This is a genomic window from Lysobacter changpingensis (genome assembly GCF_017308985.1).
GTDB lineage: Bacteria > Pseudomonadota > Gammaproteobacteria > Xanthomonadales > Xanthomonadaceae > Lysobacter_J > Lysobacter_J changpingensis.
In genome coordinates this window covers 47,804-61,190 of record NZ_JADWPE010000007.1, presented here as the reverse complement: position 1 = coordinate 61,190, position 13,387 = coordinate 47,804, and the positions used below count along the sequence as shown (strand labels likewise).

The following is a 13,387-nucleotide window of genomic DNA, read 5'->3' as shown; positions in this document are numbered from 1 at the left end:
CATGCGCCGGCTGACCGTCGTCCAGCTGCTCCCGGCCCTCGAATCGGGCGGCGTCGAACGTTCCACCCTCGAGATCGCCCAGGCGCTGGTCGACGCCGGCCATCGCGCCATCGTCGTGTCGAAAGGCGGGCGGCTGGTGCCGCGCCTGACCGCGCTCGGCGCCGAGCACATCGCGCTCGACATCGGCCGCAAGTCGCTGCTGACCTTCCGCCACGTATTCGCGTTGCGCGCGCTCATCGGGCGCGAGCGCGTGGACCTCGTGCATGCGCGTTCGCGCCTGCCCGCATGGGTCGGCGAATTCGCCCTGCGGGGCCTGCCGGCTTCGAAGCGTCCGCGCTGGGTGACGACCGTGCACGGGCTCAATTCGCCGTCGCGCTACAGCGCGGTGATGACGCGCGGCGAACGCGTGATCTGCGTGTCCGGCACCGTGCGCGAATTCGTGTTGCGCCATTACCCCAGGGTCGATGCGGCGAAGCTGCGGGTGATCCCGCGCGGCATCGATCCACGCACGTTTCCGCGCGCGGCTTGTCCCGATCACGAAGCGCGTGCCTGGGCCGCGTCGCTCCACCCCGCGCTGGGCGGCGACGGGCCGCTGTTGCTGTTGCCAGGTCGCGGCACGCGCCTGAAAGGACATGCGGACGCGCTCGCGCTGCTATCGCGGCTGCGCACGGACGGAATCGACGCGCGCCTCTGGCTCCCCGGCGCGCGCGAGGCCGGGCGCGAGGCGTACATCGCCGAACTCGAACGCGAAGCGGCGACGCTCGGCATCGCCGAGGCGGTCGCCTTCACCGCGCCGACCGATGCGATCGCGCGCGCCTATGCGGCCAGCGACGTGGTGCTGCAGCTTTCGCGCAAGCCCGAGGCGTTCGGGCGCACGGTGCTGGAAGCCTGGTCGGTCGGGCGTCCGGTGCTCGGCTGGGCGCACGGGGGTGTCGGCGAACTGCTGGCGAAGTGGCAACCCGGCTGTGCGGTGGCACCGTTCGACCTCGACGCACTGCGCCGCGGCGGCTACGAACTTCTTACGCATCCGCCTGCGCCGCCGGCTACGATTCCGCATTCATTGCGTGCGATGCAGGAGGCCACGCTTGCCGTCTACGCCGAGCTCATCGATGAACCCCGCTGACGCCACTTCGGCCGGGCCGCGCGTGCGCGGCTGGCGCTGGGCGCCGGCGTGGATCCTGGCGTATGTCGCGCTGTGGCCGGCACCGGGCTATGCGGAAGGCGTGCTGGTCCTCGGCGCGCTGGTGGCGATCGTCCATCTGGCGCTGTCGCGGTTCCGTGGCGGCGAGCAACTGCTGAGCAACCCCGCATGGGCGCTCACCAGCGTGCTGTTCTTCGCCTACTGGACGCCGGAACTGGTGTCGGCGATCGACGCGATCGACCCCGCGCGCGCATTGCGCGAAGCGGCGGTGGACCTGCGCTACCTGCCGTTCCTGTGGCTGGTCGCCTCGGCGGTGGCCGATCCGCGCGGACGGCGCATCACCTTCGGCGGACTGGCGATCATCGTCGGCATCTGGACGCTGGACGCGCTGGTGCAGGCGGCCACCGGCACGAGCCCGCTGTTCTCCGGCATCGACGGCATCAAGATCGCCATCAGCGGCCACGGCATGTGCACGCCGCAGGAAGTCGCCGGCGTGGACCGCCTAAGCGGCGTGCTGGGTCCGTGCAACCTCAAGCTCGGGCCGGTGCTGGCGAGCCTGTCGCCGTTCCTGCTGTTCGCCTGCGGACGGCGCATGGGCACGGTCGGCTGGCTGCTTGCCGCCGCCGCGGTGGGCGTGGTGATGGTGCTGGCCGGTTCGCGCGCGTCGTGGATCACCTATGCGCTCGCGCTGGTGCTGTCGGGTTGGCGGCTGGTGGGCTGGAAGAAGCTGATCGGCGTGTTCGCGATCGGCGCCATCGCGGTCGGCACGCTCTCCATCACATCGCCGCAGGTGCGCGAACGCATCGCGCGCACGGCGCATGCGGTGTCCGCCGACGTGGAAGGCGTGGACAGCGCGCTGTCCGGACGCGCGCGCATCTGGAGCGCGGCGTTGTGCATGGTGCGCGAGCATCCGATCAACGGCGTCGGCGCGCGCGGCTTCCGCGAGGCGTTCCCGGCCTGCGATCCCGAGCCCGGAGCGCTCGCCGTGTGGGGCACGGGCCCGGCGCTGCACGCGCACCAGATCGTGCTGGAAGTGCTCAGCGAAACCGGCGCGTTCGGCATGCTGATGTGGCTGGCGGGCCTCGCGCTGGCGTGGCGCGCATGGCGCTTCGCCGACGAGCAGGCCCGCGAACGCGCGCGTCCGGCGATGTGGGCGCTGGCGGTGACGCTGTTCCCGCTCAACACGCACCTGGCGTTCTATTCGACCTTCTGGGGCGGCCTCACGCTGCTGCTCGCCGCGCTGTACGCGGGCAGCCTGCTCGCGCGCGAATAGCCTTCAGCGCTTGCCGTAGGGCGAGGTCATGCCGGGCGGCCGGCGCTTGAAGCGGCGGTGGATCCACAGGTACTGGGTCGGCGCCTCGCGCACCATCGCTTCGATCGCCGCATTGACGCGGGTGGAATCGACGGCGGCGTCGCTCGACGGGAAATCCTCCAGCGGCGCGCCGATGCGCAGCACGTAGTCGGCGCCCTCGCGGCGATGGAAGAACGGCACCACCGCGCAGCCGCTCAGCCGCGAGAACTGGTGCGTGGCGGTGATCGTCGCCGCCGGCACGCCGAAGAACGGCGCGAACACCGTGTCCTTGCCGCGCATGTCCTGGTCCGGCGCGTACCAGAGGAAACCGCCCTGCTTGAGGTGGCGGATCGCCGCGCGGACTTCGTCGTTGGTGAACATCGCCTTCGCGTAGCGCAGGCGACCGCGCTTGACCGCCCATTCCATCACCGGACTGCGGTGGCGCCGGTACATGCCGGCCAGCGGCAGGTGGTCGCACATCAGGCGACCGCACATCTCCAGCGTCATGAAGTGGCCCGACACCATCAGCACGCCGCGGCCCTGCGCGCGGATGCCGTCCAGCAGTTCCAGCCCTTCGATGCGCACGGTGCGGCGCATCGGCGTGGCCGAGCCCCACCAGGCGCGCGCGAACTCGAAGAAGCCGATGCCCAGGTCGCGGAAGCTTTCGCGCAGCAGGCGTTCGCGCTGCTCCGCCGGCATCTCGGGGAAGCACAGCTCCAGGTTGATCCGTGCCGCCTTGCGACGCGAGGTGCCGATGCGCAACGCGATCGCGCCGATGATCCTGCCCAGTCCCCGCTGCAACGACCACGGCAAACGCGCGCCCAGGCACATCACGCCGAGCGCGAGCCACATCGGCCAGTGACGCGGACCGAGTGGCGGCGGGGGCGGGGACGTGGGGGATTCGACTGCCTTGGGCATCCGGCGATTCTACGGGGCCGATGCCCGCATGCAGTAGACGCGGTCGTGCGTCGACGATCGATGCGATGTTCTTCGCCCGGCCGTCACCGGCTTCGTTATCCTTATGCCGATGCCGACGGACTCCATCGAGCGCCTCCTGCGCGGCCTGTATTCGGTCGCCCTGTATCTGTTGGCGCCCATCACGGTCTACCACCTGATCTGGCGCGGGCTGCGCCAGCCGGCGTATTTCCTGCGCTGGCAGGAGCGTTACGCGTTCTACGGCGATGCCGCGCCGATGCGCACGCTGTGGGTGCATGCGGTGTCGGTGGGCGAGGTGAACGCCGCCGTTCCGCTGGTCAACGCGCTGCGTCGCGCGCGGCCGGACCTGCGCCTGCTGGTCACCACGATCACCCCGACCGGCTCCGAGCGCGTGCAGGCGCTGTGGGGCGATGCGGTCGAACACGTCTACCTTCCCTACGACCTGCCCGGTGCGGTGGGGCGGTTCCTCGCGCATTACCGTCCGCATGCGGCGCTGATCATGGAAACCGAGCTGTGGCCGAGCCTGTTGTTCGGCTGCCGCGATGCGGGCATCCCGGCGGTGATCCTCAACGCGCGGTTGTCGGAGCGTTCGCTGCGCGGCTACCGCGTGCTCGCGCCGCTGGTCGCGCGCGCGCTGCGCACGGTGCGCACCGTCGCCGCGCAGTCGCGTGCCGACGGCGAGCGCTTCGTGCGCCTGGGCGCGAGCCCGGAGCAGGTGGCGGTCGTTGGCAATCTCAAGTTCGACGTCGCCGTGCCCGAGGACCTCGCCGGCTTCGCCGGCCTGTGCCGCGCGCGGTGCGGCGGCCGTCCGGTGTGGATCGCCGCGAGCACGCACGAGGATGAGGAACCGGCGGTGATAGCCATCCATCGCCAGTTGCGCGCGCGCTTCCCCGACCTGCTGCTGCTGTGGGCGCCGCGCCATCCCGAACGCTTCCGTCCCGTCGCGGAGTTCGCGCGAACCGCGGGCTGGTCCGTGTCCACGCGCTCCCGCCAGCAGTGGCCGCAGGCCGACGATGCGGTCTTCGTCATCGACACGCTGGGCGAATTGATGAGCTTCTACGCCTGCGCCGACGTCGCCTTCGTTGGCGGCAGCCTGCAGGCGATCGGCGGGCACAACCTGCTCGAACCCGCGGCGACCGGCACCGCCATCGTCACCGGCCCGCACCTGCACAACTTCGTCGAGATCGCGCAGCGCCTGGAGGACGCCGGCGCACTGTGCGTCGCGCCGGACGCGGAGCACGTCGAGCGCGCGCTGGCCGAACTGCTGGGCAATCCACAGCGTCGGCAACGCATGACCGAGGCCGGTCGCGCGCTGGTGGAAACCGGTCGCGGGGCGCTCGCCCGCACGATCGAACTGCTCGCGCCGCTGCTTCCGCCGGCGACCTGAGTCCGCGGCTTCTTCCGATTCCTCCGATGGTGCGGGCCCGCGTGCGCCGGCACACTTCACGGCCCGTCAACGCCCGGTGATGCATCTGGCGACGGAGATCACCTGAAGGAGCAAGTGACGTGGGCCAGTCCTCCGGAAAGCACCTGCCGCATGGCATCGCGTCACTGGCGACGTCGGCGATCGCAATCGCGGCGACCTTCGCACTGTCTGCCTGCGCGACGAAGCCGGCGACGCAGACGGAGGCCCCATCGATGCTTCCGGCCGCGACGGCGCCTTCGATCGCCGAAGCCGTGCCGGAAATCCGCCCGGGGATACTGGCGGGCTATCTCGGGCGCGACCTGCCCAACAGCCTGAAACTGCTGCCCGCGCCGCCGGAGGAAGGTTCGCCGGCCTTCAAGCAGGACCAGGCGGTCAGCCGCGCGTCGCAGAAGCTGCGCGGCACCGCGCGCGACACGCTGGCGACCTTCGATGCGGATCTGGGCTTCCCGCACGTTGCGGGCGCTTTCTCGTGCGCGCTCGGGGTGCCGGTGTCGCAGCAGGGTTCGCCGCGGCTCTATCAACTGCTCCGCCGCACGGCGACCGACGCGGGGCTCGCCACGTATGCGGCGAAGGACCACTACAAGCGCACGCGGCCCTTCGTCTTCTACAAGGAAGGCACGTGCGCGCCGAAGGACGAGGCGGCGCTGCGCAACGATGGTTCGTATCCGTCCGGACATACCTCGATCGGCTGGATGTGGGCGCTGGTGCTGACGCAGATCGCGCCCGACCGCACCGACGCATTGCTTGCGCGCGGACGCGCATTCGGCGAGAGCCGCCTGGTGTGCAACGCGCACTGGCAGAGCGATGTCCTGGCCGGGCGCACGATCGCCTCCGGCACGTTCGCGAAGCTGCAGTCCAACGCCACCTTCCAGGCCGATGTCGCCGCCGCGACGCAGGAAGTGCAGTCGATGCGCGCCGCAGGACAGGCGCCTTCGGAAGATTGCGGCGCCGAAGCGGCGGCGCTGGGCATTCCGATCGACGGGCTGCTTTAAGACTTACACCACGCTACGTCCATCACTGGGCAGAGCGGGCAACTGCTTTTGGGAACGGTCGTTGCCATCCGTGGCGGTTCGTAGTCGGCGACCGAGCGCCTTGCCCGGCCATCCATGGCCGGGCGTTCGGCAGGCCACGCGGCAGCGCCGCGTAAGCGGCCTACCTCACCCCGGAACATCGCCCGGCGACAGCTGCGACTCGGTGTCCGCGGTGAGCAGGCGGTTCACGTCCTGCACGTCGGCGACGTCGAGCGTGCCGGCGGCCTGTTCCAGCAACAGGCGGCTCTGCAGGTGGTTGTAGCGCGCGCGGGCGAACTCGAGCTGCGCGGTGAACAGGTTGTTCTGGTTCTGCAGGACGTCCAGCACCGTGCGCGTACCGACTTCCAGGCCGACCTGCGACGCGTCGTACGCGGCCTGCGCCGAGACCAGCGCGAGGCGTCGCGCCTCGACTTCGCTGATGCTTGCCACCAGCGTCTGGTAGGCGTTGCGCGTGTTGCGCACGAGCAGGCGCTTCTGCTGTTCCAGCTCATCCTGCGCGACGTCGCGGCGCGCCAGCGCCTGGCGCACGCCCGACTGCGTGGCGCCGCCGGAGAAGATCGGCACCGACAGCGTCAGGCCGACCGACGGGCCGAAGGTGCGGCCGTCGATGTCGCGCGTGGCGTCCAGGATCTCGCGTTCGCCCCAGGTTTCGGAGTCGCCATAGGAACCGTTGAGGTACAGGCGCGGCCAGTGGCCGGCGCGCGCGGTCTCGACGTCGGCCTCGGTGGAGGCGACCTGCAGTTCCTTCGCGCGCAGGGCAGGGTTGTTCTCGATGGCGGTCTGCACCCAGCCGTCGGCGTCGCGCGATTCCGGAAGCGAGGGCTGGTAGTCCTTCGGCAGGCCACGCACGTTGCGGATCTGCTGGCCGGTGATTTCCGCCAGCGCCTGGTACGAATCCTCGACCGCGTTGCGGGCCAGGATCGTGTTGGCGCGCGCGCTGTCGTACTGGGCGCGGGCTTCGTGCACGTCGGTGATCGGCGCCAGGCCGACTTCCAGTCGCTTGGACGCGTAGTCGAACTGCTTCTTCAGCGCGGTTTCGGCGGCTTCGGCGGCGGCCAGCGATTCCAGCGCGATCAGCACGTTGAAATACGCTTCCGACGTACGCGTGATCAGGTCGTTGCCCGACGCGGCGAGCTGGAAATCCGCCGCCTGCGAGAGCGCCTTCGCGCTCTTGTGGCGGGTGAAGTTCGCGCGGTCGTAGACCATCTGGCTGAGGTTCACGCCGGTGCTGCGCGTGGTGCTCTCGGTGTCGCTGTCGCCGGTGTTGATGCCGCCGTCGGGATCGATCGACGTGTTGCCGCGCTGGTAGCTGCGACCCTTGGTGATCGAGGCCGAGCCGTCGATCTGCGGCAGCATCGCCGCGCGCGTCTGCACCGCGCCTTCGCGGATGGCCAGGCGGTTGGACTCGGCCGCCGCGAGTTGCGGATCGGCGGTACGTGCCAGCTCGTAGGTCTGCAGGAGGTCTTCGGCGGAGGCCGTGGCCGGCAACAGGGCCGACAGGCTCACGGCAGCGGCGAGGGCGATGACGAGCGGGCGGCGGATCATGCGATGTCCTTGTCCGTTTTGCGTTCTTGTTGAGCCGCCCGCGTTCTGCAGGCGTGTGGGGGGTACTGCGTCAGAACTTGAACGCCGGGGCGGGGGCCGCGCCGGCAAGATAGGGAAGATCGGTTTCGAACAACGATTGGATGCGCGGCGCGTTGACATCGTTGCGCACCAGCACCGCTTCCATCGCCGGCGAGCGACCGCGCACGATGAACATGCGGCCGTTCGGCTCCAGCCAGTCGATGAAACGCTGCGGGATGGTGTCCACCGCACCGGCGACCAGGATCGCGGTGAAGCGGCGATCGGTCGTCCAGGCGAAGGCGTCGGCGACGATGACGTGGGCGTTGTCCACGGCCTGCTCGGACAGCGCGGCGGTCGCGGCCTGCGCGAGGTCGGCGTGGCGCTCCAGCGCGACGACATCGCGCGCGAGGCGGCCTGCGCAGCCGGCCAGGTAACCCGTGCCGGCGCCGATCACGAGCACGTCGTCGGCCGGATCCAGCGCGAGCGCCTGCAGGGCGCGGCCCTGCAGCACCGGCTTCATCGTGAACTCGCCATGGCCCAGCGGCAGCGCCAGGTCGCCGTAGGCGAGATTGCGGTGCGCCACCGGCAGGAACGCCTCCCGCGGCAGCGCCGCCATCACGTCGAGCACGCGGCCGTCGAGCACGTCCCAGGGACGTACCTGCTGCTCGACCATCAATTCGCGTGCCTTGCTGTAATCCATGGGGGTGCTCATTACGTGACTCTCGCGCGGAAGACCGCGAATTGTACCGGGAATGCCGCTGCCGGCCGTCGCGGGCGCGGCGCACAGGATGGCGGCGCCCCCGGAAGCGACTGAGTGCCAGAAGTAACCAAGACCGATGTCATCGGCGCGACCGTCCTGCGCCGGCAGGTTTGCCCGGCGCGGCGTCCCGCACCTGGTAGGCGCGCAGGAACAGGTCCACCGCCGCGGCCAGGTGCGCCTGGATTTCCGCATCCGCCGGCCCCGGGCCGCCGAACACCAGGCAGGCGTGCGGCTCGCCCTTGAGCAGGCTGAAGAACTGTCCGGCGGCGCGTGCGACATCGGGCACTTCCAGCTCGCCGGCCTTGATGCGCCGCTGCAGCAGCGCCGCGAAATCGGCCTGCACGCGCATCGGGCCGGCCTCCCAGAACAGCTTCGGCAAACCGGAGTTCGACATCTGCGGGGAGCACAGCATGCGATGGCCGGCGATCGCCTCCGGAGCGGTCACCATCGAATAGAACGCGCGGGCGATGTCCATCAGCCGATCGCGCAACGGCGTGTCGGGCGAGGGCTCGAACAGCGAGGACGGCAGGGACAGATCGCAGTGCGATTCGACCGCGGCGAGGAACAGCGCGTCCTTGTCGCCGAAGTGGCTGTAGACGGTGAGCTTGGAGACGCCGGCTTCGGCCGCGATCTGGTCCATGCTCGCGCCGTCGAAGCCGTGCTGAGTAAACATTCTTTTCGCCGCCTCCAGGATGGCGGCGCGCTTGCCCATGTCCTTCGGACGGCCGGGGCCGGCCGGTTTCGCGGGAGCGCCCGCCTTGTCAGGAGCGGCCGGCGGGCTGGCGGCGCCCGTGCGGGGCGCGGCGGGCTGGCGTGAAGCGGTCATGCGGCAATACTAGACTAATCAGTTTGATATTTATACAGTACTCACAGGTACATTAATTAACCGCAGGGACCCCCGCAATGCGCAGTTCCCCTTCCATTGCGTTCCGACTCGCCGCATGGACGCTGCTCGGCTGTACTCCCTTCCTGATGGCCGCCTGCGGCCAGGGCGACGCGGTCGAGGAAGCGCCGCGCCCGGTGCTGGTGACCCGCCCGACCGCGTCCGACCACACCGCCAGCGCGTTCGCCGGCGAAGTCCGGGCGCGTGAGGAAAGCCCGCTGTCGTTCCGCGTCGGCGGCAAGCTCGTGCAGCGCAACGTCGATGTCGGCGACCACGTGCGCGCCGGGCAGGTGCTGGCGACGCTCGATCCCGGCGACCTCCAGGCCCAGGCCCGCGCCGCGCAGGCGCAACTCGCCGCCGCCGAGGCCGAACTCGGCCGTGCCCGCGCAGACCAGGCCCGTTTCGCGAAGCTCGCGAACGACCAGCTGGTGAGCCGTTCCACCCTCGACGCCCAGAACGCCGCCGCCACCGCCGCGCAGGGTCAGGTCAACGCCGCGCGCGCCGACCTGGAAGTCGCCCGCAACCAGGCCGCCTACTCGCAGTTGCGCGCCACGCGCGATGGCGTCATCGCCGCGCGCCAGGCCGAAGCGGGGCAGGTCGTCGCGGCGGGGCAGTCGGTGTTCACGCTCGCCGCCGACGGCGTGCGCGAAGTCGCCTTCGCATTGCCCGAAGGCATGATCGCGAACGTCCGCCCGGGACAGGCCGTGCAGGTCGAAGCCTGGTCGCGCCCCGGCCAGCGCTGGAACGGCCGCATCCGCGAGATCGCGCCGGCGGCCGATCCGGCATCCCGCACGTTCGCCGCGCGCGTGACCGTCGATGCGCCGGCCGGCGCGATCGACCTGGGCCAGAGCGCCCGCGTCTACCTGCCCACCAACGGCAACGGCTCGCTGAGCGTGCCGATCGCCGCGCTCCAGCGCGAGAACGGCAATGCCTCGGTGTTCGTCGTCGACGCGAAGACCTCGACGGCGAAGCTGCGCACGGTGCAGACCGGCGCGTTCGGCGAGGACCGCGTGCCGGTGAAGTCCGGCCTGCGGGCGGACGAATGGGTCGTCGCGGCCGGCGGACATCTGCTGCGCGACGGACAGAAGGTGCAGCCGGTCGACCGCGACAACCGTCCGGTCGCGGTCGCCCAAGCCGCCGCCGCGCGCTGAGGCCGCCATGCGCTTCAACCTTTCCGAATGGGCGCTGCGCCACCGCAGCCTCATCATCTACGCGATGCTGGTGATGGCCATCGCCGGCACGTTCTCGTACCTGCGGCTGGGCCGCAGCGAGGATCCCGCCTTCACGTTCAAGGTGATGGTGATCCGCACGCTGTGGCCGGGCGCGACCGCCGAGGAAGTCTCGCGCCAGGTCACCGAGCGCATCGAAAAGAAGCTGATGGAAACCGGCCAGTACGAGTTCATCCGCTCGTACTCGCGCGCCGGCGAATCGCAGGTGATCTTCGTCGCCCGCGATTCGCTGCGATCGAAGGACATCCCGCCGCTGTGGTACCAGGTGCGCAAGAAGATCGGCGACATCCAGCCGACGTTGCCCGGCGACGTCGTCGGACCGTTCTTCAACGACGAGTTCGGCGACACCTTCGGCAACATCTACGCGCTCACCGGCAAGGGTTTCGACTACGCCGTGCTGAAGGACTACGCCGAGCGCGTGCAGCTGCAACTGCAGAAGCAGCCCGACGTCGGCAAGATCGAGCTGTTCGGCGTGCAGGACGAGAAAGTCTGGATCGAACTGTCGAACGTGAAGCTCGCCACGCTCGGCATTCCCGCCGCCGCCGTGCAGCAGGCGTTGGACGAACAGAACGCGATGGTGCCCGCCGGCTTCTTCGAGACCGGGAGCACGCGCGTGCCGCTGCGCGTGGGCGGCAAGTTCAAGTCGGTCGACGAGATCCGCGAGTTCCCGATCCGCGTCGGCGACCGCACGTTCCGCCTGGCCGACGTGGCCGACGTGAAGCGCGGCTTCTCCGATCCGCCGGCGCCGCGCATGCGCTTCATGGGCGAGGACGCCATCGGTATCGGCGTGGCGATGAAGGAAGGCGGAGACATCCTCAAGCTCGGCAAGACGCTGGAGACGCAGTTCGCGCAGCTGCAGGAAACGCTGCCCGCCGGCATGCAGCTGCGCAAGGTCGCCGACCAGCCCGCCGCGGTCACCGAATCGGTCGGCGAGTTCGTGCGCGTGCTGTCCGAAGCCGTCGCGATCGTGCTGCTGGTGAGCTTCTTCTCGCTCGGCCTGCGCACCGGTTTCGTCGTCGCACTGTCGATTCCGCTGGTGCTTGCGATGACGTTCGCCACGATGGACCTGTTCGGCGTCGGCCTGCACAAGATCTCGCTCGGCGCGCTGGTGCTCGCGCTCGGCCTGCTCGTGGACGACGCGATCATCGCGGTGGAGATGATGGCCATCAAGATGGAGCAGGGCTTCAGTCGACTGAAGGCCGCCGCGTTCGCGTGGGATTCCACGGCGTTCCCGATGCTCACCGGCACGCTCATCACCGCCGCCGGCTTCCTGCCGATCGCGACCGCGAAGTCGAGCACGGGCGAATACACGCGTTCGTTGTTCGAAGTGGTGACCATCGCGCTGCTGGTGTCCTGGGTCGCGGCGGTTGCGTTCATTCCGTACCTCGGTGACAAGCTGCTGCCGGATTACGGGCACGCGGCCAAACCGCTGAAGCCGGGTTCGATCCCGTACCGCTGGCACGCGTTCCGCGAACGCATCGCCAGCCGCTTCCCGAAGCTGCACGACTACATCGCGCCCAAACCGCCCATCGACGGCCACGCGCACGATCCGTACGCGACGAAGTTCTACGTGCGGTTCCGCGAGTGGGTGACGTTCTGCGTGCGCCATCGCTGGCTGGTCATCGCGGTGACGGCGGGCGCGTTCGTGCTGTCGATCGTGATGTTCCGCTTCGTGCCGCAGCAGTTCTTCCCCGATTCCACGCGACCGGAACTCATGGTCGACATGGAACTGGCCGAAGGCAGTTCGCTGCGCGCGACCACCGAACAGGCGCAGCGCTTCGAAAAGATCCTCGCGCAGCGCAAGGACCTGGCGAACTTCGTCGCCTACGTCGGTACCGGTTCGCCGCGTTATTACCTGCCGCTCGACCAGCAGCTGCCGGCGGCGAACTTCGCACAGTTCGTGCTGACGCCGAAGGATCTGGAATCGCGCGAGGAGATCCGCAACTGGCTGATCGAAGACGTGTTCCAGCGTTTCCCGGAACTGCAGATGCGCGTGACGCGCCTGGAGAACGGGCCGCCGGTCGGCTATCCGGTGCAGTTCCGCGTGTCGGGCGAGCACATCGACCAGGTGCGCAAGATCGCCTACCAGGTGCGTGAGAAGATCCGCGAGAACCCGCACGTGGTGAACGTCAACCTGGACTGGGACGAGCCGAACAAGGTCGTGCGCCTGGTCGTCGACCAGGAGCGCGCCCGCGCGCTGGGCGTGAGTTCGGCGCGGCTGTCGCAGTTCCTGTCGAGTTCGCTGTCGGGCTCGCACGTCAGCACGTACCGCGAAGGCAACGAACTGATCGAGATGCTGCTGCGCGGCCCGACCGAGGAACGCCTGCGCCTGGACATGCTCGGCAGCCTGATGGTGCCGACCGAAAGCGGGAAGAGCGTGCCGCTCACGCAGATCGCCACGCTCGATTACGGCTTCGAGGAAGGCATCATCTGGCATCGCGACCGCCAGCCCACGATGACCGTGCGCGCCGACATCTACGACGGCACGCAGCCGGCGACGGTGACCGCACAGATCTCGCCGACGCTCGACGGCCTGCGTTCGATGCTGCCCTACGGCTACTCGATCGACATCGGCGGCAGCGTGGAGGACTCCGCGCGCGGCCAGAAGTCCATCGCCGCCGGCATGCCGCTGTTCGTGTTCGTCGTGTTCACGCTGCTGATGCTGCAGCTGCGCAGTTTCTCGCGCAGCTTCATGGTGCTGCTCACCGCGCCGCTGGGATTGATCGGCGTGACGCTGTTCCTGCTGGTGTTCCGCGTGCCGTTCGGCTTCGTCGCGATGCTGGGCACGATCGCGCTGGCCGGCATGATCATGCGCAACTCGGTGATCCTGGTGGACCAGATCGAACACGACATCGGCGAAGGCGCCGCACCGTGGCAGGCGATCGTCGAAGCGACGGTGCGGCGCTTCCGCCCGATCGTGCTGACCGCGCTCGCCGCGATCCTCGCGATGATCCCGCTGTCGCGCAGCGCGTTCTTCGGGCCGATGGCGGTGGCGATCATGGGCGGCCTGACCGTCGCCACGTTCCTCACGCTGCTGTTCCTGCCGGCGTTGTATGCGGCGTGGTTCCGGGTGAGGGCGCCGGAGACGGCGTGAATCCGGACATGAAAAGGGCGCCTCGCGGCGCCC

Annotated in this window: 10 protein-coding genes; 6 read left to right on the top strand and 4 right to left on the bottom strand. The window is 69.6% G+C overall.

Annotated elements, in window-relative coordinates; all coding sequences use genetic code 11:
* Nucleotide 1: 1 nt before the first annotated feature.
* Together I4U41_RS16030 and I4U41_RS16025 are read left to right on the top strand one after the other, a co-directional pair.
* A complete protein-coding gene (locus I4U41_RS16030; RefSeq protein WP_206862182.1) occupies nt 2–1,123 on the top strand; it encodes a glycosyltransferase in 1,122 nt (373 codons plus the stop codon).
* Complete coding sequence (locus I4U41_RS16025; RefSeq protein WP_206862181.1) at nt 1,110–2,414, top strand: O-antigen ligase family protein; 1,305 nt, start codon at nt 1,110–1,112, stop codon at nt 2,412–2,414. The genes I4U41_RS16030 and I4U41_RS16025 overlap by 14 nt, the downstream gene beginning before the upstream one ends.
* Before the next feature lie 3 nt (nt 2,415–2,417).
* Here I4U41_RS16025 and lpxL read toward each other — a convergent pair whose 3' ends face one another.
* Complete coding sequence (gene lpxL / locus I4U41_RS16020) at nt 2,418–3,350, bottom strand: LpxL/LpxP family Kdo(2)-lipid IV(A) lauroyl/palmitoleoyl acyltransferase (RefSeq protein ID WP_206862180.1); 933 nt, start codon at nt 3,348–3,350, stop codon at nt 2,418–2,420.
* A gap of 109 nt (nt 3,351–3,459) precedes the next feature.
* On the opposite strand from lpxL, the gene waaA reads away from it, so the two are divergent.
* Both waaA and I4U41_RS16010 read left to right on the top strand, forming a co-directional pair.
* Nucleotides 3,460–4,755: a lipid IV(A) 3-deoxy-D-manno-octulosonic acid transferase gene (gene waaA, locus I4U41_RS16015; protein WP_206862431.1), complete on the top strand. Its 1,296-nt coding sequence runs from the start codon at nt 3,460–3,462 to the stop codon at nt 4,753–4,755.
* A gap of 119 nt (nt 4,756–4,874) precedes the next feature.
* Nucleotides 4,875–5,786 carry an acid phosphatase gene (locus tag I4U41_RS16010; protein ID WP_320415213.1) on the top strand — a complete coding sequence of 304 codons (912 nt, stop codon included), beginning with the start codon at nt 4,875–4,877 and terminating at the stop codon, nt 5,784–5,786.
* A 165-nt stretch (nt 5,787–5,951) separates the two neighbouring features.
* On the opposite strand, the gene I4U41_RS16005 is transcribed toward I4U41_RS16010, so the two are convergent.
* From I4U41_RS16005 to I4U41_RS15995, 3 genes are all read right to left on the bottom strand, one after another.
* Entirely contained in the window at nt 5,952–7,370 is a 1,419-nt protein-coding gene (locus I4U41_RS16005; protein ID WP_206862179.1) for a TolC family outer membrane protein, read from the bottom strand.
* A gap of 70 nt (nt 7,371–7,440) precedes the next feature.
* Entirely contained in the window at nt 7,441–8,100 is a 660-nt protein-coding gene (locus I4U41_RS16000; protein ID WP_242525296.1) for a protein-L-isoaspartate O-methyltransferase family protein, read from the bottom strand.
* 127 nt (nt 8,101–8,227) lie between these two features.
* A complete protein-coding gene (locus I4U41_RS15995; protein ID WP_206862178.1) occupies nt 8,228–8,974 on the bottom strand; it encodes a TetR/AcrR family transcriptional regulator in 747 nt (248 codons plus the stop codon).
* A 146-nt stretch (nt 8,975–9,120) separates the two neighbouring features.
* Between I4U41_RS15995 and I4U41_RS15990 the strand changes: the two genes are divergently transcribed.
* Both I4U41_RS15990 and I4U41_RS15985 read left to right on the top strand, forming a co-directional pair.
* Nucleotides 9,121–10,182 carry an efflux RND transporter periplasmic adaptor subunit gene (locus tag I4U41_RS15990; RefSeq protein ID WP_206862428.1) on the top strand — a complete coding sequence of 354 codons (1,062 nt, stop codon included), beginning with the start codon at nt 9,121–9,123 and terminating at the stop codon, nt 10,180–10,182.
* Nucleotides 10,183–10,189: 7 nt separating this feature from the next.
* A complete protein-coding gene (locus tag I4U41_RS15985; RefSeq protein WP_206862177.1) occupies nt 10,190–13,354 on the top strand; it encodes an efflux RND transporter permease subunit in 3,165 nt (1,054 codons plus the stop codon).
* Nucleotides 13,355–13,387 lie beyond the last annotated feature (33 nt).